This window comes from Pectinatus haikarae (assembly GCF_050916305.1).
GTDB classification, from domain to species: Bacteria; Bacillota; Negativicutes; order Selenomonadales; family Selenomonadaceae; genus Pectinatus; species Pectinatus haikarae.
Genome location: NZ_CP116940.1, coordinates 786,604 through 806,249, shown reverse-complemented (window position 1 = coordinate 806,249; position 19,646 = coordinate 786,604). Strand labels below are relative to the sequence as shown.

At 41.4% G+C, this 19,646-nt stretch carries 16 protein-coding genes; 4 read left to right on the top strand and 12 right to left on the bottom strand.

Features of this window, described 5'->3' with window-relative positions; translation table 11 throughout:
- Positions 1–20: 20 nt before the first annotated feature.
- The 4 genes from NXG61_RS03900 to NXG61_RS03885 all read right to left on the bottom strand — a co-directional run bounded on the left by NXG61_RS03900 (position 21) and on the right by NXG61_RS03885 (position 3,577).
- Positions 21–2,174, bottom strand: coding sequence for a heavy metal translocating P-type ATPase (locus NXG61_RS03900; protein ID WP_307223306.1), 2,154 nt, complete (start codon positions 2,172–2,174; stop codon positions 21–23).
- Positions 2,165–2,752 (bottom strand): HMA2 domain-containing protein, encoded by a 588-nt coding sequence (locus tag NXG61_RS03895; protein WP_196604119.1) that lies wholly within the window; start codon positions 2,750–2,752, stop codon positions 2,165–2,167. Before NXG61_RS03895 ends, NXG61_RS03900 begins: the two co-directional genes overlap by 10 nt.
- 13 nt (positions 2,753–2,765) lie before the next feature.
- A complete protein-coding gene (locus tag NXG61_RS03890; RefSeq protein WP_231038522.1) occupies positions 2,766–3,248 on the bottom strand; it encodes an HMA2 domain-containing protein in 483 nt (160 codons plus the stop codon).
- Between the two features lie 122 nt (positions 3,249–3,370).
- On the bottom strand, positions 3,371–3,577 hold the full coding sequence (locus NXG61_RS03885) for a 50S ribosomal protein L9 (RefSeq protein WP_196604120.1): 207 nt from the start codon (positions 3,575–3,577) through the stop codon (positions 3,371–3,373).
- A 220-nt stretch (positions 3,578–3,797) separates the two neighbouring features.
- Here NXG61_RS03885 and NXG61_RS03880 point away from each other — a divergent pair, with 220 nt between their 5' ends.
- From NXG61_RS03880 to NXG61_RS03870, 3 genes are all read left to right on the top strand, one after another.
- Positions 3,798–4,370 (top strand): DUF3793 family protein, encoded by a 573-nt coding sequence (locus NXG61_RS03880; protein ID WP_196604121.1) that lies wholly within the window; start codon positions 3,798–3,800, stop codon positions 4,368–4,370.
- 21 nt (positions 4,371–4,391) lie between these two features.
- Positions 4,392–4,823 carry a flavodoxin gene (locus tag NXG61_RS03875; RefSeq protein WP_196604122.1) on the top strand — a complete coding sequence of 144 codons (432 nt, stop codon included), beginning with the start codon at positions 4,392–4,394 and terminating at the stop codon, positions 4,821–4,823.
- Between the two features lie 350 nt (positions 4,824–5,173).
- Positions 5,174–7,162 carry a methyl-accepting chemotaxis protein gene (locus NXG61_RS03870; RefSeq protein WP_196604123.1) on the top strand — a complete coding sequence of 663 codons (1,989 nt, stop codon included), beginning with the start codon at positions 5,174–5,176 and terminating at the stop codon, positions 7,160–7,162.
- Between the two features lie 153 nt (positions 7,163–7,315).
- Here the strand turns inward: NXG61_RS03870 and NXG61_RS03865 are convergent, their stop codons facing one another.
- On the bottom strand, positions 7,316–7,813 hold the full coding sequence (locus NXG61_RS03865; RefSeq protein ID WP_307223308.1) for a hypothetical protein: 498 nt from the start codon (positions 7,811–7,813) through the stop codon (positions 7,316–7,318).
- Positions 7,814–7,914: 101 nt separating this feature from the next.
- Positions 7,915–9,627 carry a methyl-accepting chemotaxis protein gene (locus NXG61_RS03860; protein ID WP_307223310.1) on the bottom strand — a complete coding sequence of 571 codons (1,713 nt, stop codon included), beginning with the start codon at positions 9,625–9,627 and terminating at the stop codon, positions 7,915–7,917.
- Positions 9,628–9,868: 241 nt separating this feature from the next.
- On the opposite strand from NXG61_RS03860, the gene uraA reads away from it, so the two are divergent.
- A complete protein-coding gene (gene uraA / locus NXG61_RS03855; protein WP_307223312.1) occupies positions 9,869–11,140 on the top strand; it encodes a uracil permease in 1,272 nt (423 codons plus the stop codon).
- A 50-nt stretch (positions 11,141–11,190) separates the two neighbouring features.
- Here the strand turns inward: uraA and NXG61_RS03850 are convergent, their stop codons facing one another.
- The 6 genes from NXG61_RS03850 to NXG61_RS03825 all read right to left on the bottom strand — a co-directional run bounded on the left by NXG61_RS03850 (position 11,191) and on the right by NXG61_RS03825 (position 19,490).
- Complete coding sequence (locus tag NXG61_RS03850; RefSeq protein ID WP_307223314.1) at positions 11,191–12,105, bottom strand: dihydroorotate dehydrogenase; 915 nt, start codon at positions 12,103–12,105, stop codon at positions 11,191–11,193.
- Positions 12,105–12,866: a dihydroorotate dehydrogenase electron transfer subunit gene (locus NXG61_RS03845; protein WP_432748971.1), complete on the bottom strand. Its 762-nt coding sequence runs from the start codon at positions 12,864–12,866 to the stop codon at positions 12,105–12,107. Before NXG61_RS03845 ends, NXG61_RS03850 begins: the two co-directional genes overlap by 1 nt.
- The gene (gene carB / locus NXG61_RS03840) at positions 12,859–16,086 is read right to left on the bottom strand and encodes a carbamoyl-phosphate synthase large subunit (RefSeq protein ID WP_196604129.1); all 3,228 of its coding nucleotides are present in this window, start codon (positions 16,084–16,086) and stop codon (positions 12,859–12,861) included. The genes NXG61_RS03845 and carB overlap by 8 nt, the downstream gene beginning before the upstream one ends.
- Positions 16,087–16,088: 2 nt before the next feature.
- Positions 16,089–17,156 (bottom strand): carbamoyl phosphate synthase small subunit, encoded by a 1,068-nt coding sequence (locus tag NXG61_RS03835; RefSeq protein ID WP_196604130.1) that lies wholly within the window; start codon positions 17,154–17,156, stop codon positions 16,089–16,091.
- A 95-nt stretch (positions 17,157–17,251) separates the two neighbouring features.
- Positions 17,252–18,544, bottom strand: coding sequence for a dihydroorotase (locus tag NXG61_RS03830; RefSeq protein WP_307223320.1), 1,293 nt, complete (start codon positions 18,542–18,544; stop codon positions 17,252–17,254).
- On the bottom strand, positions 18,528–19,490 hold the full coding sequence (locus NXG61_RS03825; protein ID WP_196604132.1) for an aspartate carbamoyltransferase catalytic subunit: 963 nt from the start codon (positions 19,488–19,490) through the stop codon (positions 18,528–18,530). Before NXG61_RS03825 ends, NXG61_RS03830 begins: the two co-directional genes overlap by 17 nt.
- Positions 19,491–19,646: the final 156 nt, after the last annotated feature.

The following is a 19,646-nucleotide window of genomic DNA, read 5'->3' as shown; positions in this document are numbered from 1 at the left end:
GCCAAACAATAAAATTTTTTCTATTTCCTGTTTCCGGACGGCAGTATTCCTTTTTCAAGAGAAATCAGAATACGCCCGCTGTTCAGGACCACAGCCAATGTCGCCGCATTATGCACAATTGCGGCAACAAGCGGATTTATTCTTCCCAATGCCCCCAGCACCATGGCAATTGAATTTAAGGTGATCGTTGCCGTAAAATTCTGCCTGATCATATTCATTGTGTCGTCACCTATTTGTGTTATCTCCATAAGTTTAGACGGATCATCCGAATTTATGGTTATATCCGATGATTCCACAGCAATATCTGTCCTCCGCCCGCCAAGTGCGACCCCAACATCGGCAAAGGAAAGCGCAGGAGCATCATTTATTCCGTCCCCGACCATCAAAACACGCCCGTTCTTCTGAAGATGACGTACAATATCAGCTTTATCCTCCGGCAGCACTTCGGCATAATAAGAATCAAGATCCATTTTTAAGGCTACTTCCTTCGCTGCCTCTTCCGTATCACCGGTCAGCATCACTATTTCATCAACTCCCCGCCGTCTGAGCTGATTGAGAGTCCGCTTCATCTGCGGTCTGATAGGATCATTTATTTCCAGACAGCCGATAAATTTATCATCACGAGCTATATATACAACAGAGGAGCCGGATGTATGCCTAAATTCATCTATTTCATTATAGTTTACTACATTTTCCTCACGCATAAACCGACGGCTGCCAACGATGATTTTACCGCCGCTGCCGTCGGCAAAATCATCCACCAGTCCTCTTATACCTCTGGCTACCACCGTTTCTGTGGTAATATGCGGCGGAGCTTCCCATTTTTTGTCCTTTATATACTTTTGAATAGCTACCGCCAAAGGATGAATAGAATGCATTTCCACTGATCCGGCCAATAGAAGCAGTTCTTTTTCAGTTACTTCTCCGGTCGTATGAATAGCAGCAATCTGCGGTATGCCAAGGGTAATTGTTCCTGTCTTATCCAGCACCACAGTGTCGATATCGGCAAGTGTTTCTATATAATTGCCGCCTTTTACCAAAATCCCCTGCCTAGCAGCTCTGGCAATAGCAGCAGAAACCGCAGTAGCCGTTGACAGCTTTAATCCGCAGGAAAAATCTATAAACAGTAAATTCATTACTCTTTGCCAGTCCCGTGTAACTCCATACACCAATGCCGCGCCTATAAAGGAAACAGGTACCAGCATATTTGCCATGCGGTCGGCAAAATTCTGCACCGGAGCCCTGCGCGTCTGCGCTTCTTCCACCAGATGAACGATACGTGCGATAGACGTATCGTCACCAACTTTTTCCACTAAAATAGTAAGACTGCCATTCTGCACCACAGTACCCGCGTACACACGCGAATTTTTATGCTTCATTGCAGGCTGCGATTCCCCTGTGATGGAAGCCTGGTCAACAGCAGCACTGCCTTCCGTCACAATACCGTCTATACATATTTTTTCGCCTAAATGCACACATATCCTGTCTGCCGGCCGTATATCCTCAATTGCGGTGCGTCTTTCCACTCCGTCGGTATCTATACGCCATGTAAACTGCTGGTCAAGACTAAGCAGATCCGATATATGCTTTCTTGCTCGTTCCGCAGCATAACTTGTGAGCATTTCCGCTGCATTTGACAGGCTCAGCAAGGTCAGACTTGATTCCGGTTTCCCTGCAATCACCGAGGCTATTACGGCAGTGGCCGTAAGCGTATCGGCATTGGCTTCTCTGTCCTTTACAACACTATTGAATCCGTCATGAATGATTTTACGTGCAGAAAATAGAACAAATGCACTGCGCAGCAATCTCATGCTAATATAAAATTGTGGGAAAAAACGCTTCATTACCTGAAAAAAAACGAATCCACCCAAAGAAACAAAAGCTTCCCGTCCAAATTTTTCTGTCTGATTTTCTACTGCCTTCAAATCGGCAGCCTTATTCCTATTTCCTTTAATTTTTCGGGGAACGATTTCTACCGGTCTGCCGCTCATTGCGTCATTCAACCAGCTATTCTTCCATATGCCTTCATAATATACTGTCAGTGTTCCATTTTTTATACTGGCAAAAGCAATATCAGAAGCTGCCTGCAGACGCATGCAGATTACAAGCTGCATGCGTCTGCTCATCGGAACAGTTAGCGCAATCCGTCTGAAAAAATACTTTTTCATCGGCATCCCCATCTCCTAAGCAAAGAAAATGACCACCACAGCAGCTGCGGTGCCGCTGGCAGCTGTTTTTGCAACAACAGCTTTCGTAATCCTGTAACCATGAACATGAACGCTGTAAAAGAACGCAGGTCGACCGCATTAGCCGTTTTTTCTTTTAAATAATTATCCCAGAAAATGAAGAAATCATATATTTGGCTGCCAAGACTGGCTAATTCGATATTTTTTCTCTTCTTTGCAGAATCAGCCACACCAAAAACGTGTTCTGCTAAATAATCCATTAATTCATCTATTTTCTTGGCATCACGGGAAAATTCAATTATAAGCGACCCTGTAATTGCATTCGCATTTACTTTTTTTACATAATCCAATTTTATCAGATATGTTTCCAATACAGCAGCCAGACCTGCGTTATCTTTCAATGCAGCTATACTGTACCGGCGGCGTTCCTGCAGTGAATGCACAAGTTTTACCTGAGGAACCACACTGATGATTTTATTTTCAGTCACCGGTACACCCTTCGCAAATAATTCAAAAATTTTCTGCCCGACGCTCATCCCCAATACCATCCCAGCAGCATATGACATATACATGCCTCCCTTATCTTTTTATCCTAGTTTGTATATATGTTTCAATATCAGCCAATTCTTTATTTTTGCGGAGTATCTCCGGCCGATATTCTATAAGCACCGAACCTGTAAGAATATTTATCCTTACGTCATCAATTTCCTTATATCTGCTTATCATTTTTTGCAGCATACCTTCGGCATAGCCATTATTAACCAACTGCCGGCTGTATATTCTTATCCGTCCCGGTATATATGAAGCAATCTCCGCTTTCTTCACTATTGAAGCCAAATCTTTATTAGGCAAAAATGATGCAAATATATCCACCTTTTTTAGTTCCTCCGTCAAGTCACAAAAATCTTTATATATTTTTCTTCTGTATTGATAAACATGCCAAAATGAAAGACATGTAAAAATTACTCCCCAATGTTTATGCATGCCGCGTCTACCTGCCAAAGAAAAAATCGTCCCTCCCATGCTTATTAAAAGAGGCAATCCCAAAGGCATTTTTTGCATGATGATCATTCCCTTCCAGAAGCAGTATCAGCAAATCAAAAATCGGATTAACTAGTTTATTTTATAAAAAAAGAGATGCCGCACTAAATTATCTAGCATCTCTCCCAAATAAATAAAAACTATTATTTTTCCTGCTTTGCAGCTTCCTGTGCGGCTATCATATCTTCTAATTCTTCCTTCTGTCTGATAAGATCAGCCATCGGTACTTCTGTTGTTCCCACGGCTGCAGGCTGAAAAGCAGCGCTGCGGCTTGCTGCATATTTATAACCCACAATTCCTGCAACTACTCCGACAGCCATTCCGATCCAAAAATCTCCTCTGGAAAACATAAAAAATCCCCCTTGCTTTTATATAAAATATTACAATATTATAAAAAATATTCCAAAAATAGAATGTTTTTTACATGCACATAACATTATTATATATATTTTAATAATCAACATCAACAATGTTTTTATATTTTTTGAAAAAGTTATTGAAAATAGTTATCATTTATATTATAATTTTATTGTTATTGAAAATCATTATCATTTATCTGGAGGCGGATATATGGAATCTTTTAAGAAATTTGAACATTTACTTGCATTTCATTGTGCTCCTACATTAGCGGGAATAAAATCCGGCAACCTAATTTCAATAAATAAAAACAAAATAAATAATTTCAGGCAAATACAGCAAAAATATAGGAAATGCCTGAGTTGCAATGATGTTTTTATGTTTACCGTATCTGATTCACAAAACTATCGTTTACTGATGATTTATCACAAAACCAACCTTGCCAAAATTCTTTCAGAAGCCGATAATCAGACTTTTTTGAAATCCTATGGTTATAAGGATTTTTCCAGTGTTATTTCCTGTCTTCGTTATTTGAAGATACGCATGCATTTGCAAAAAGGATTTCCCCATGAAATAGGTCTTTTTCTGGGTTATCCACTTCCCGATGTTGAAGGATTTATCAAAAACAACGGCCAGAATTTTAAATACTGCGGACAATGGAAAGTATATTCAGATATTGAATCAGCAGAAAGACTATTTTCGCAATACACAAAATGCTGCACCAAGTTCTGCTCTTCCCTTGCTGAGGGCAAAAGTCTTGAAAATATTATTGAAACAGCTGTTTGATTAAAGAAAAGAGGTAATATCATGGGAAAAATTGCAATTATTTATTGGAGTGCTTCCGGTAATACAGAACAGATGGCGCAGGCTATCGCCGAAGGAATAAGCCAAACCAGCAATGATTATGAGCTTTTCCAGGTTTCTGAGTTCCCCGCTGACCGCATAGATGAATTTTCAAAAATAGCTTTTGGCTGTCCCGCAATGGGTGCTGAAGAACTTGAACAAGATGAATTTGAACCTGTTTTTTCAGCATTGGAATCTAAATTGAATGACAAACTTATAGCTCTTTTTGGTTCCTATGACTGGGGCGACGGAGAATGGATGCGTTTATGGCAGGACAGGATAAAAAAAGATAATGTTTCTTTATTTGACGATAAAGGTCTAATCGTACATAATACCCCTGATGAAAATGACAAAAAAACTTGCAGCACCTTTGGCATGCTTTTTGCGCAAGCTTAATACCATTTCATTTACAATATCCCCCTAATTTTAATATAATAAAAATAACCTGAAGCAGTAAATGCTTCAGGTTATCTTTATTATCCGAACTTAAAATCTCCATAAATTAACATATTATATATAGACAATGTTCACCAATTATTGTATTATGTAGTAAAAGTTTCTGATAATTTTAGTTTTCACCTAAATTTTATTGATATCAATAAAATTTTCTGCTGCTTATTGCGGTGATATGGCTATACCCAATGACCAGCAAAAACGAATAATCTTTGTCAAAGAAGACTGAGAAGTCCTGTTATCTCAAGTCTTTTTTTATTATCCTGAGAAATGAATCGGGGGGGGTATTTCAAATGAATTTAAAAAGCAAAATGACTCTTGTCTTCTCACTGCTTATGGCAGTGGTCGTCATCGCGATCTCATGTACAGCATATTTTTATGCAGAAAACACGTTAAAAGAACAAATTGAAGCAAGAGCACAAGAAATTGTGGTATCAACATCTAATCAGCTTGACGGCTGGCTTTCCAGTAAAGCTGCCGTGATAAAGACCAAGGCTGCAACCATTGATGAATTTTCCAAAGACGGTCCTATATCGTTCTCTATGGTAAGCGGCTTTAAAAATGCCGACAATGATATAAGCGATTTGTATTTCGGCAATGCTGCCGACGGTTCTATCGTCGACGGTTCCGGCTGGACTCCTCCTGCCGATTTTGATGCCCGTACACGTTCCTGGTATCAAGATACCTTAAACGCCGGCAAACTTACCTTTGGGGAACCTTATCTGGATAAAGTAACCAATAAAATGGCTTTGCCGATAGGCATCCCTATGAAAAACAGCACTGGCCAAATACGCGGTATATTATCCGAGGATGTACTTATTGATACCATCTTAAAAACAGTAAACCAAATAAAACCTTTTGATGACAGCTTCGCCTTTCTCATAAATACAAAAGGCACAGTAATGGCTTATCCTGATAAAGATGCCGTAAATAAAAACATAAAAGAAACCGCTTCTTTAAAACCTCTCAGCACAGCTCTTGATCAGTTGAACAGTTCTGACCAGCTCCAGGGTATGACCACATATTCTATGGATGGCAGAGAACTTCTGCTCGTGTTTGAAAAAATTCCGTCCACCCAATGGATATTGGGTATAAATATTCCTACGGCCATTGCTTATGCTCCTCTTGCTTCACTGAAATGGATCTTCCTTGTAGGAACTATTCTGGCTTTAGTCGTAGTATTTATAGCCACAAATCTACTGGCAAAAAAATTTACACGACCTCTGCAAATCTTATCTGATCACGTAGAGAAAATTACGAAAGGTGATTTCACTCAAAAGATAGAAATAGCAGGCAAAGATGAAATAGCACTTCTGGCTTCCGGTTTCAATAAAATGCGTGACGAATTGTATGTTCTCATTAAAAAGGTTCAGGAAAAATCCGAACACATCGCCGCTTCCAGTGAAGAATTGACTGCAAGTGCTTCTCAGACAGTTCAATCCGCCAACCAGGTGGCAAACTCTATTACCACTGTGGCAGCCGGTATTCAAAAGCAAACAATATCCACTGATGAAGTTTCATCAACTGTGAATTTGATGAATACCACAATTGAAAAAATTGTCAATGACAGTGTAACTGTGGCTAACGAATCCGTACAGGTCGCAAAATATGCCGACGATGGAAGCAATGATGTTGATCTTATGGTAAAAAATATGCGTGAAATAGAAGTATCGGTACAGGATTCAACTAATGTCATCATAAAGCTTGGTGAGCAGTCTAAAAGGATCGGCCAGATAACTGAAACCATATCCAGTATAGCTGCCCAGACAAACCTGCTGGCGCTGAACGCAGCTATCGAGGCAGCCCGTGCCGGAGAGCAGGGACGCGGTTTTGCCGTTGTTGCCGAAGAGGTCAGAAAATTAGCCGAAGAAGTTCAATCCGCTGCCCAAAAAATATCCGAAGAGATACTTACAGTTCAACAGGATACGGAGTCTGCCGTACTGACAATGACTGCCGGTAATGATAAAGTAAAATCAGGTGTTGACAGTGTCAATACCGTGGGCAACAGTTTAAAGCAGATCGCAAATCTAATCCATACCAGTACAGGAGGAATAAAAAATATTCATACCGCTTTGCAGGAAATTGCCGCCAACAGCGAAAGACTGAATAATTCCGTAAAAATCATTGACAACGTGGGCAAATCAAACACCGATGAATCACAGATGGTTTCAGCTGCCGCCCAGCAGCAGCTGGCTTCAATGGATGAAATAGCTTCCGCCAGCCAAAGTCTGGCGCAAATGGCACAGGAACTGCAAGAATCCATAAATGCATTTAAGATATAATTTTTATTAATAATATCTCCAGCTGTTAAATACTCCCCCTATTGATCAAGGACAAAGCTTCGATCAATAGGGGGATCTGCTGGTAAATCACTGTAAAAATCCTCAACAAACTGCCATATACATAAAATCAGTTTCTATTCATATTTGACAGATTCAGGATCTTCTTTTCAATTCCCTGTCATGTTTTTTGGCATATTCAGCAATATAATCATATATTTTCTCATCATCGCTGCCTTTTATAATTTTTTGCCATGTACTTCTTGTAATAGTACCTATAATCATACTGTTTGCATCAAAAAACGATATATTCCCCTGATATATTTTCTTATTTTTTATATCATATCTATATTCCGCTACAGAATATGATACCTGACTCCAATCTATACCGCTGTCGAGCTCCTCCAGTATTGCAGCTGTATTTTGAGGATTCCAATAAACTTTTTGAGCATAAAAATCTATTATATTTTTATCCGGTTTTATTTCATCCCGCTTATTTTCAGGAGCTGTCCTCCCATACGAGATAGTCAATGTATCAAAATAATATCTGTATTCATCAGTGTTTATAACTTTCTGCCAACGCCCCTCCGCTGAAACCGATACTATAGCCGCCAGCATAATAACAAATGTTATAGCTAAAATTTTTTTACTCATAAGGCAGTCCTCTCTTCCGTATGCTATACCATTCATACTTCGCCGCGGCTGCTTTATTTCCTTTTTAAGGTAACTGCCACTGATACCTTTTTATTAAAAACTCATATATGAAATTTACTGACCTGCACTGTCAGATCCTGTGCTATATCCGCCAGCATTTTACTTGACGAAACTATTTCTTCAAGCGATGCCGACTGTTCCTCGATGGATGCTGATGTACTTTGGATCTGGTCATTTACATTATTGATGTCACCGTCTATCTGACTGACGCTTTCCACCACATCTTTCGATGCTCCGGATAATTCCGCTGCACTGCTTGATATAATTTCTATCTGTCCTGACATGCTGCTGCTTATCCTTGTCAGCTGTTCGAAGATTTCCCCCGATTTATTTACATCGGCAGCGCCTTTATTGACCTCTTTACTATTTACCGTCATTATCTCGACTGTTTTATCCGTTTTTGCACATATATTCTTTATGATTTCTTCTATCTGTTTCGCTGCTTCCTGCGACTGTTCAGCCAGTTTTCTTACTTCATCTGCTACGACCGCAAACCCCTTCCCGTATTCTCCCGCCCGTGATGCTTCAATAGCCGCATTAAGTGCCAGAAGATTGGTTTGCCGGGCAATACTGCTTATTGTATCCACTATCTCAGCTATATGCCCTGAATTTTCTCCCAGAATATTTATTCCATCGACCAGCTTGACATTCGTCATTGATATTGACTCCATCTGTTTTCTGGTCTTTTTTATAGATTTACCTCCTGCTTCAGCAATACTGGCCGAAGCATATGCTTCATCTGCTGAATTTTTCGCCTGCTTTGCCATATTTTCTATATTATCAGACATATTATTCACCAAAGAAGCCGCATTTCTGATATTCTTTACCTGCCTGTCTACAGAATCCGCCGCTGATGCCGCTGATACAGCGACCTGACTGACTACTTCGGAAGATTGCGCGGAAATATCCATTATCTGACCTGCCGTATTCACTACTTTTTCTGACATGTTTTGTATACTGCCTATCAAAGAACATATCTTATCAAGCATCATATTATACGATGCCGCTATCATCGCAAATTCATTTTTTCCGGTAAATTCCAAATGAACAGCCAGATTTCCTGCTGCATTCTGACTGGCCGTCGTCAAAAATTTTTGGATAAATTTATTAAGGTATCTGCCAAAAACAACTGCTATTAAAACTGTCACGGCAATAACAGCCATTATCCCTCCGACCATTGCTGCAGCAGCTTTTTTATACTGCTGATCTCCATCCTTCACAACAATATTTACATAGCCTTCATTAAGCTGCCTGAATCCTTCCGATAATGTTATAAGCTTACTGTAAGCTTTTCCCAAGTCGCCCGTATTTGACATACTTTTTTCTATATCAGCGGAATTATCGCCATTTTTGTCAACAATTTCCTTTTTAACCGTTTCGCTATACTTTTTCCATGTATTTTCGATATCTGCAACATTTTCTGTTTGATCATCTCTGGCATATTTTTTCATCTGCCTTATATGTTCATCTATATCTTTAGCTGTTTCATCTATATCCTTTATAACAAATAACTCTGCCTGAGCTGAGATCTGTCCATTATGCCGCTCCCACAGCAATTTATACGTGTCGGCCCTATGTACTTCCAGCAAACGTACCGTTTCCTGCATCGCTGTCATTCTAGTCAAATTTGTGTCTGCCATCATCTGCAAATAACTGTTCACTGTTTGCAGGCAATAAATCGCATAAAATCCCACTGCCGCTGTCAAACAGATGATAATCGCAAAGCTCATTCCCAATCTGACCTTAATTCCCACACGGTATCCCTCCATGTAATATATACTTTACAGCAATTTTTTTTGCAAATTAAGACAAACTGCCTGCTTCATTACGTTAGCACAAATTTACCGTCCTTACTTTAAAAAATTATTAAATTTATGTTAATTGAGAAAAACAGTTCTTTCTTCATCATTTGTAAAATTTATATTTTAGCTGTAAAATAATAATTTATAAGAAATCTTTCATTTACAATCAGTAAATATATAAAGGATGTAATATATGAAAAAATACTACGACGTCGAGGAAAAAGTTCCTTTACTAGAAGGAATTCCTCTCAGCCTGCAGCATCTATTTGCCATGTTCGGCTCCACTGTACTTGTACCTTTTTTATTGAAAGTCAATCCTGCTACGGCACTTTTTATGAACGGCATCGGCACTATTTTATACTTAGTTATCTGTAAAGGCCGCCTCCCTGCATATCTTGGTTCAAGTTTTGCTTTTATTTCACCGGTGTTAGCAGTTCTTGCAACTGCCAACATGAGTTACGGTGACGCACAAGGCGGATTCATAGCTTTTGGACTGTCATTCATTGTTTTATCATTGATCATTAATAAAACGGGAACCAAGTGGATTGATTTTATTCTGCCGCCTGCTGCCATGGGAGCGGTTGTCAGCGTCATCGGTCTGGAGCTTGCCCCGCTTGCTCTTACCATGTCTGGTTTCATTACTGATCCCTCGGCACCTCCGGCTGTACAGCCGCACTTGGCCATGATTGCCTCCGGCCTTACCCTTATTATCACAATTCTGGCTTCCGTCATTGGTCGTGGCTTTATAGGCATTATTCCCGTATTGATCGGTGTCGGCGGCGGATATATCATTTCTTTTTTCCTCGGTATCGTTGACTGGTCAGGTGTCCAAAATGCTCCATGGTTTGCCGTGCCGACATTTTACCGGCCAAATTTCAATTTCAGCGCTATTATGATGATAATGCCCGCTTTGTTCGTCGTTTTTGCGGAACATGTAGGGCATCTTTTCATTACAGGCAGCATCGTTCACCGTGATCTGCTGAAAGATCCCGGACTCGACCGTTCACTCTTTGCCGACGGACTTTCCAATATAATCTCCGGTTTTGTCGGTTCTACACCAAATACTACTTACGGCGAAAATATAGGCGTCATGGCCATAACCCGTGTCTACAGTGTCTGGGTAATAGGCGGCGCTGCCGTATTTGCTGTTCTGTTTTCCTTTATTGGTAAAATAGCAGCCGTCATCCATGCCATTCCCGTCCCCGTAATGGGTGGTGTCAGTATACTTCTTTTCGGCATCATAGCCTGCTCAGGTATACGTATGCTCATAGAAAAACAGGTAGATTATACCAAATCAAAAAATATGATACTCACCGCCGTAACTATGGTCAGCGGCCTGAGCGGTGCCGTGTTAACGTTGGGACCTGTTCAGCTTAAAGGAATGGGACTTGCTACCGTGGCAGCAATGGTTCTGAGTATTTTTTTCGGCATCTTTGAAAAACTGCATATAGACAATAAAAATTGATTCAAATATAAAAATACAGCCGGAGAATTTATTCTCTTCCGGCTGTATTTTTATGTTCGCAGCTTTCCTATCAGATCTCTTATATCTGTCAAATTCTTCTGCTCCAGATATTTCTTTAAATCCCTATATATTTTAACAGTTGAGTCAGGCTCGACGAAATTTGCGGTCCCTATAGCGACTGCATCAGCCCCTGCGAGAAAAAACTCTATGGCATCCTGGGCATTCATTATTCCGCCCATGCCTATTATTGGCAGAGAAATCGCTTTTCTAACCTGCCAAACCATGCGCAGTGCAACAGGTTTAACAGCCGGTCCCGACAAACCACCCGTAATATTTCCCAATACGGGTTTGCACGTATTGATGTCTATTGCCATGCCAATAAGTGTATTTATCAACGATACCGCATCAGCTCCCGCATTTTCTGCGGCTTTTGCCATAACAGCTATATCTGTCACATTAGGTGAAAGTTTAATTATCACCGGCTTGCCTGTATTTTTTTTAGCAGCCTTTATAACTGCCGCCATGCTTTTTGGCTCCACCCCGAAAGCAATACCGCCTTCCTTCACATTTGGACATGATACATTAAGCTCAATTGCTTTCACTCCGTCAATATCAAGTATTTTAGCCAGTTCACCGTACTCTTCCACTGTGTTTCCGGATATATTAACTATTATTGGGCAGTTATACTTTCCAATGCGAGGCAGTATCTCATTAACGAGAAATTGCACCCCCGGATTTTCCAGCCCTATGCAATTAAGCATTCCTGCCGGTGTCTCAGCTATTCGTATTCCCCTATTGCCATTTCTCGGTTCCAGCGTCGTTCCCTTCACCACAATAGCACCAAGCGTAGAAAAATCAGCGAAATCTTCAAATTCTTCGCCAAATCCAAAAGTCCCTGAGGCTGTCATTATAGGTGAATTAAGTTTAATCCCGGCAAATTCCGTTTTTAATGAAACACTGCTCATCAGAAAAATACCTCCCTGCTCTCAAAAACAGGTCCGTTCTTACAAACCTTTTTACGTCCGCATTTTGTTTCTATAGTACAGGAAAGACATGCTCCCAATCCGCAGGCCATACGTTTTTCCAAGGAAACCTCGCATATTATCCCATGTCTGACCGCTACTTCGGCCGAGCTCCTCATCATTATTTCCGGGCCACAGACAAAAATTTTATCATAGCTTTCTGCAGTCAATATTTCCGGCAGATATTCAGAAACAAATCCCCTCATACCCATAGAACCGTCATCTGTAGTTATGAAAGTATTTTTTACTATATTTTTGAATAACGGCAGCGGCCAGTCCATTTCCTCTACATTTTTACAGCCCATAAGTATATCTGCCTTTCCTGCAAAGCGTTTCGCCAACAAAAGCAATGGTGCTATTCCGAGACCGCCGCCTACAAGCAGCGGTTTTTTGCATGCGAGATCGAAGCCATTGCCCAACGGCCCCATTATACTGACCTTCTGACCTACACTGGTTTTTGCAAGGCGCTTAGTCCCCTTGCCTATCACTCTGTATATCAGTATTAAATTACTGCCCGCTGCATCCGCTATACTCAAAGGACGGCGCAGCAAAATCTCTCCATCAGGAACCTGCAGCTGAACAAATTGTCCGGCCGCAAATTTCTCTGTATTGGCAGAAATATCGATATCCAAAAGATAGACATCATTAGTGCCTATTTTTTCATGCCTTTTTATTACCCCATCTGCCAAAAAGTGCTTATGCAAGGTCATCACCGCCGCCGACGTAATCCTGCAGAGCCAGTGTATAAACAAGACGGCGTTCACGCATAAAGGAAAGTACCCGCAGAACCTGCCATGCAGTATCGAGAGCTGTAAGACATGCTATACCATGTTCCACTGTCGAACGGCGTATCTTGAAACCGTCTTTGGCTGAAGTTTTTCCCGGCGTAAGCGTATTTATTACCATATTTATCTTTCCTGCCTTGATCATTTCCAAAATATCGCCCTTGCTTTCGTGTACTTTGCCGACAATATCCACAGCTATGCCCATTTTATCGATAGACTCTGCTGTTCCCTTTGTGGCAACCAGATTGAATCCTAATTCACTGAAAGCTTTTGCAAGCTGCTGCATTTCCTCTTTATCTTTATCCGCTACCGTGAACAGTATTGTTCCGTTTGTCGGTATATTCATTCCCGCTCCGGTGATAGCCTTATATAAAGCACGCGAATAATGATAATCTATTCCCATTACCTCGCCTGTTGATTTCATTTCCGGACCGAGCGATATATCTACATCCTGCATTTTAGCAAAAGAAAATACAGGCGCCTTCAAGGCTACATATGGTTTCGGTGTAACAAGCCCCGAATGATAACCCATTTCCTTGAGAGAATGTCCCAATGCGGCTCTTGTCGCCACATTTACCATTTTTATATCTGTTACTTTGCTTAAAAACGGAACTGTGCGACTTGAACGCGGATTTACTTCGATTACATAAACATGCTCATCGACTATTACGTACTGAACATTCATCAAACCTTTGACATTAAGCCCCAGAGCCAGCCTTTTTGTATAATCCACAATAGTATAAATCACTCTTGCCGATAAGGTCTGAGGCGGATATACAGCAATACTGTCACCTGAATGTATACCCGCACGTTCAATATGTTCCATTATGCCCGGTATAACAACGTCAGTGCCATCACAAATAGCATCCACTTCAACTTCTCTTCCCTGCATGTAATGATCAATGAGCACAGGATGCTCCGGTGACACTTTGACAGCCCTTCCCATATAATCCCGCAATTCATCTTCGTTGTAGACTATTTCCATAGCTCGTCCGCCGAGTACATAAGAAGGACGGATAACGCACGGATATTTTATATTTTCTGCTGCTTTTATCGCATCTGCGACATTGGTGACGCTTTCACCGCACGGCCGCAATATATGAGTTTCTTCCAGCAGTTCATCAAACCGTTCTCTGTCCTCAGCCCTGTCTATATCATCCACCGAGGTACCCAATATTTTTACGCCCGCTTTTTCCAGTGAATCGGCAAGGTTTATCGCTGTTTGTCCGCCGAACTGGACTATAACCCCCTCTGGTTTTTCCTTATCGATTATATTGAGAACATCTTCTGGTGTCAGCGGTTCAAAATACAGTCTGTCGGATATATCAAAATCCGTGCTGACAGTTTCCGGATTATTATTTATTATAATTGCTTCTATGCCCATCTCCCGCAAAGCCCATACAGAATGAACCGAGCAGTAGTCAAATTCCACACCCTGACCAATACGTATCGGTCCTGAACCCAAAACAACTACTTTTCTCTTGTCAGAAGGCTGCACTTCATCCTCCTGAGCATGAAATGTAGAATAATAGTATGGCGTAGCCGCTTCAAACTCAGCAGCGCACGTATCGACCATTTTATAACATGGCATAATCTGCATTTCTTTCCTCATGCGCCGAATTTCCAGCATTTCTTTACCGGCTATTTCCGCTATTGAACGGTCGGCAATGCCTTTATTTTTTGCTGCCAGCAGCAATTCCTGCGTGAGAGGTTCATTTTTTATTCTTTTTTCTATATCAATGATATTTTTTATTTTTCTTATAAACCATTTATCTATTTTGGTTATTTCATTTATTTTATCTATATCAGCTATGCCACGGCGCAAAGCTTCAGCAACAACGAATATCCTTTCATCGTTTATCAGCGCCAGCTTTTTCAGGACAGTTTCATCATTCCATTCCGCCACATGTTCCATACTAAGATAGTGCACACCTATTTCCAGCGAGCGAACGGCTTTTAATATAGCACCCTCAAAGTTTCTGTCGATGGACATTACCTCGCCTGTCGCCTTCATCTGCGTACCGAGTGTATGATCGGCAAGAACAAATTTATCAAATGGCCAGCGCGGGAATTTCACCACACAATAATCCAATGCCGGTTCAAAACAAGCCTTTGTCTTTTGTGTTACAGCATTTGTTATTTCATCCAATGTATACCCTATAGCTATTTTTGCCGACACCTTGGCGATAGGATAGCCTGTGGCTTTTGATGCCAGTGCAGACGATCTGCTTACACGAGGATTTACTTCGATTACATAGTAATTATTTGTTTTGCTGTCCAGAGCATATTGAGCATTACAGCCGCCTTCTATGCCAAGTTCGCGTATTATGCGCAGTGATGCTGATCGAAGCATCTGATATTCATGATCCGTGAGTGTCTGCGAAGGAGCCACAACAATACTGTCTCCTGTATGTACACCGACCGGATCAAAATTTTCCATATTGCAGACAGTAATGCAGTTGTCTCCGCTGTCGCGCATCACTTCATATTCTATTTCCTTCCAGCCGGCGACGGAACGTTCTATAAGCACCTGTCCGATCATACTGTATTTCAGTCCGCGTATGACGATTTCCACAAGTTCCTGGTCATTGTCGGCTATGCCGCCGCCTGTACCGCCCATTGTATAGGCAGGCCGTACTATTATAGGATAGCCTATTTCTCCTGCAAATTTTACGGCATCTTCGACAGTTTCAACTATTTTACTTTCCGGTATCGGTTCACCCAGCTTTTGCATCGTTTCCTTAAATAATTCCCGATCCTCAGCCTTCTTTATCGCTTTCAGCGATGTCCCCAAAAGCTCAACCTTATATTTTTCCAGAACACCATGCTCGGACAGCTGTACAGCCAGATTCAATCCTGCCTGCCCGCCGAGAGTGGCAAGCAATCCATCAGGACGTTCTTTGCTGATTATTTCCTCCAAAAATTCAACAGTCAGCGGTTCTATATAAACACGATCGGCAATGTGTGTATCCGTCATTATAGTGGCAGGATTGCTGTTTACCAGAACAACTTCCAGTCCTTCTTCCTTCAAAGCCCTGCATGCCTGTGAACCCGCATAGTCAAATTCTGCCGCCTGCCCAATAATTATCGGACCGGAACCAATTACCATTACTTTCTTCAGATATTCCTTCTTCGGCACGGTTAAATTGCCCCTTTCTTCATCATTGCGCAAAATTCGTCAAAAAGATACGTATTATCATCCGGTCCGGGTGATGCTTCCGGATGATACTGTACTGAAAATAAAGGCAGAGTCTTATGATGCATTCCTTCTACCGTACCATCGTTCATCGATATATGAGTTATATCAAAAGGAAGCCTTTCAAGCGATTTTTCATCCACTGCATAACCGTGATTTTGTGATGATATATACACGCGCCCCGTCCGCAAGTCCTTTACAGGCTGATTTGAACCGCGATGACCGAATTTCAGTTTATAAGTATCCGCTCCGCTTGCCAAGGCTATTAATTGATGTCCGAGACAGATACCAAAAACGGGTTTCTTTCCTATCAGCTGCTTTATTGTCTCTACAATATCCAATACATCCTTTGGATCTCCCGGTCCGTTCGACAAAAATATACCGTCCGGTTTCAGCTCAAGAATCTCGCGTGCACTGGTACGAGCCGGTACAACTGTTACCTTGCAGCCCCGTTCATGCATTGATTCCAGCATATGCCTTTTTACGCCGAAATCCATTGCAACTATATGCAGACCGTCGTTTTCCAATACATATTTTTCCGGAGTGGTTACCCTGTCTACAGTTTTGTGATCAAGAGGTATGCTCATGAGTTTTTCACATTCATTTTCTGCTGCGTCCGCCGCTGTTATTATACCTTTCATTGTTCCTGCCGAACGGAGACAGCGGGTAAGCGCACGTGTATCCACATTATAAAGACAAGAAATACCCTTATCCTTCAGAAATTCACTTAATTCACTTTCTTTTTGCCAATTACTGCCAACATCACACAGCTCTCCTGTTATGAAACCATTTGCAAAACAATTGCGGCTTTGGTTAAATTTTTCGGCAGTTCCATAATTGCCAATCATCGGATATGTCAATGTTATAATCTGCGAACAATAGGACGGATCAGTCAAAATTTCCTGATATCCTGTCATTCCTGTATTAAATACTACTTCACCGCAAGCCGGTTTATCGCCCAGCAGGTCGCCTGTGAATATGCTGCCGTCCTCAAGAGTCAATTTGCCTTTCAAATAGAGCACCTCCGAAAATTATCCATCCCTGTACTATTGGCAGGCAGATATCTTATCTGCCTCCTGTTGAGAGTTTATTTCCATTATAATATATTTTAATCTATAATTATACCATTTTGCATAATTATTCTTCCGTCAACAATAGTCATTATGGGTTTTCCCCTTAATTTTCTGCCTATAAACGGTGAATGAGCACCCATTGTATAAAATTTTTCTTTTTCTACTATCCACTCTGCCTCAGTATCGATCACAGTAACATCAGCCGGAGCATTTTTACTCAAAGTCCCCTTGTTCAGCTTAAAAACCTTAGCGGGAGAGGACGTCATTTTTTCCACTAAAAGAGGTAAATCTATCTTTCCTTCATGATACAAATCCGTCAAAAGAACACCAACTGCTGTTTCCAATCCGGGGAAACCACTGGGTGCATACCTGAATTCTCTGTCTTTTTCCTCTTCAGCGTGTGCGGCATGATCTGTCACTATCGCATCAATAGTTCCGTCTATAAGTCCCTCCTGCATTGCCTTTACATCTTCAGCTGTACGCAAAGGAGGATTTACCTTAGTAGAAGAATCCGCCATATCGACCATATCTTCCGTCATTGTCAGATTATGCGGCGTGACTTCAGAAGTTACCTTTACTCCCCGCTTCTTTGCCTGACGCACCAATTCCACTGCGTTTTTACTGCTTATATGTGCTATATGGATAGGCGCATCGGCATATTCGGCAAGCAGAATATCGCGCATAACAGCTATATCTTCCGCAACTGTCGGCCGTCCCTTCATGCCGAGCATAGCACTTCTTTTTCCTTCATTCATAACGCCATCTTCCACCAATGCCGTTTCTTCCGCATGCGATATTATTATCTTATCAAAAGTACGCAGATAATCCAGCCCGTTGAGCAGAACACGGGAATTTTGCACGTAATGTCCGTCATCAGAAAATGCCACAGCACCGGACTGACACATATCTCCCACTTCTGCCAGTTCTTCGCCCTTCTGCTCCTTCGTCAAAGCACCTATTATTTCTATATTGACAACAGCATCTTCTCTTGCCCGCTGCTTTAATCCATCTATCAGAATTGCCTTGTCGACGACCGGTTTGGTATTCGGCATTGTTGCGATAGTGGTATATCCTCCCGCTGCGGCCGCCCTTGACCCGGAAGCAAAATCTTCCTTTGCTTCCTGGCCGGGCTCTCTCATATGCGTATGCATATCAATAAGCCCCGGCGTAACTATTTTTCCTGATACATCTATGACCTGCACGGCATTGTCTGCCTGAATATTTTTACTTACTTGCTCTATTTTTCCATTTTCAATAAGAACATCCGCCGTTTTGTCTATGCCATTTGCGGGATCTATCACTCTGCCGCCTTTAAGCAGTAATTTCATTGCTTTTTCCTCCCGTCAAAATAAGTGTTAAAATAGCCATACGTACAGCCACTCCATTTCTTACCTGCTCCTGAATAGCAGAATTACTGCTGTAAGCAACTTTCGGTGAAATTTCCCAGCCCTTGTTCATTGGTCCCGGATGCATTACCAATACATCTTTTTTAGCCAACGTCAAGCGTTTTTCATTCAGCCCGAAAATACGTGCATATTCCCGTGTTGAAGGAAACAGACCTGATTTTTGTCTTTCCAATTGTATTCGCAAAACATTTATCACATCGGCATTTTCAATAGCATCTTCAATACGATCATGGATGAAAATACCCTTTTCCTCAAAAAGAAAACGCGGTATAAGCGTCCTTGGTCCTGCCAAATGTACTTCTATACCCATTTTTCGCATTCCCCATATATCGCTTCTGGCCACACGGCTGTGCAGTATATCACCTATTATCGCACATTTAAGACCTTTGAATCCGCCCTTATACTGCCGGATAGTAAATAAATCCAGCAGCCCCTGTGAAGGATGACCATGTGCACCGTCTCCCGCGTTGACTATAGCTGCCTTTACCACCTTTGTTGCATATTCTGGAGCTCCCTCCGCCTTATGCCGCATAACAATAGCATCAACGCCCATATCTTCAACAGTCAAAAGTGTATCACGAAGACTTTCTCCCTTGACAATACTGCTTGAACCTGCTGTTATATTTATAACATCAGCTCCCAGATATTTTCCCGCAAGCTCAAAAGAACTGCGCGTCCTTGTGCTGGGTTCATAAAACAGGTTTACTATTGCTTTCCCGCGCAATGCAGGTACTTTTTTAATATCCCTGCTAATAATATTTTTCATTTCCTTAGCAGTTTGCAGCACTAATTCAATCTCATCAGGTGAAAAATATTCCAAACCAAGAATATTTTTTCCTCGCAGTGAAACACTCTTACTTTCCACCATATACGCCCCTTTTCATATATAAAAAAAAGCTTTCTCATGCGCAAGGCATAAGAAAGCATATAGCTATCCCATTCAAATAAATCAGATATCCCTTTCAACCTCGCTGGATTTTATTAAAGGGCCATATTATGTTGTTCAAATGATATCACACAAGAA

Excerpts from the sequence above, each read along its gene's own strand:
- NXG61_RS03900 (WP_307223306.1), bottom strand. The coding sequence starts at position 2,174 with ATGCCGATGAAAAAGTATTTTTTCAGACGGATTGCGCTAACTGTTCCG.
- NXG61_RS03895 (WP_196604119.1), bottom strand. The coding sequence starts at position 2,752 with ATGTCATATGCTGCTGGGATGGTATTGGGGATGAGCGTCGGGCAGAAA.
- NXG61_RS03890 (WP_231038522.1), bottom strand. The coding sequence starts at position 3,248 with ATGCAAAAAATGCCTTTGGGATTGCCTCTTTTAATAAGCATGGGAGGG.
- NXG61_RS03885 (WP_196604120.1), bottom strand. The coding sequence starts at position 3,577 with ATGTTTTCCAGAGGAGATTTTTGGATCGGAATGGCTGTCGGAGTAGTT.
- NXG61_RS03880 (WP_196604121.1), top strand. The coding sequence starts at position 3,798 with ATGGAATCTTTTAAGAAATTTGAACATTTACTTGCATTTCATTGTGCT.
- NXG61_RS03875 (WP_196604122.1), top strand. The coding sequence starts at position 4,392 with ATGGGAAAAATTGCAATTATTTATTGGAGTGCTTCCGGTAATACAGAA.
- NXG61_RS03870 (WP_196604123.1), top strand. The coding sequence starts at position 5,174 with ATGAATTTAAAAAGCAAAATGACTCTTGTCTTCTCACTGCTTATGGCA.
- NXG61_RS03865 (WP_307223308.1), bottom strand. The coding sequence starts at position 7,813 with ATGAGTAAAAAAATTTTAGCTATAACATTTGTTATTATGCTGGCGGCT.
- uraA (WP_307223312.1), top strand. The coding sequence starts at position 9,869 with ATGAAAAAATACTACGACGTCGAGGAAAAAGTTCCTTTACTAGAAGGA.
- NXG61_RS03850 (WP_307223314.1), bottom strand. The coding sequence starts at position 12,105 with ATGAGCAGTGTTTCATTAAAAACGGAATTTGCCGGGATTAAACTTAAT.
- NXG61_RS03830 (WP_307223320.1), bottom strand. The coding sequence starts at position 18,544 with ATGAAATTACTGCTTAAAGGCGGCAGAGTGATAGATCCCGCAAATGGC.
- NXG61_RS03825 (WP_196604132.1), bottom strand. The coding sequence starts at position 19,490 with ATGGTGGAAAGTAAGAGTGTTTCACTGCGAGGAAAAAATATTCTTGGT.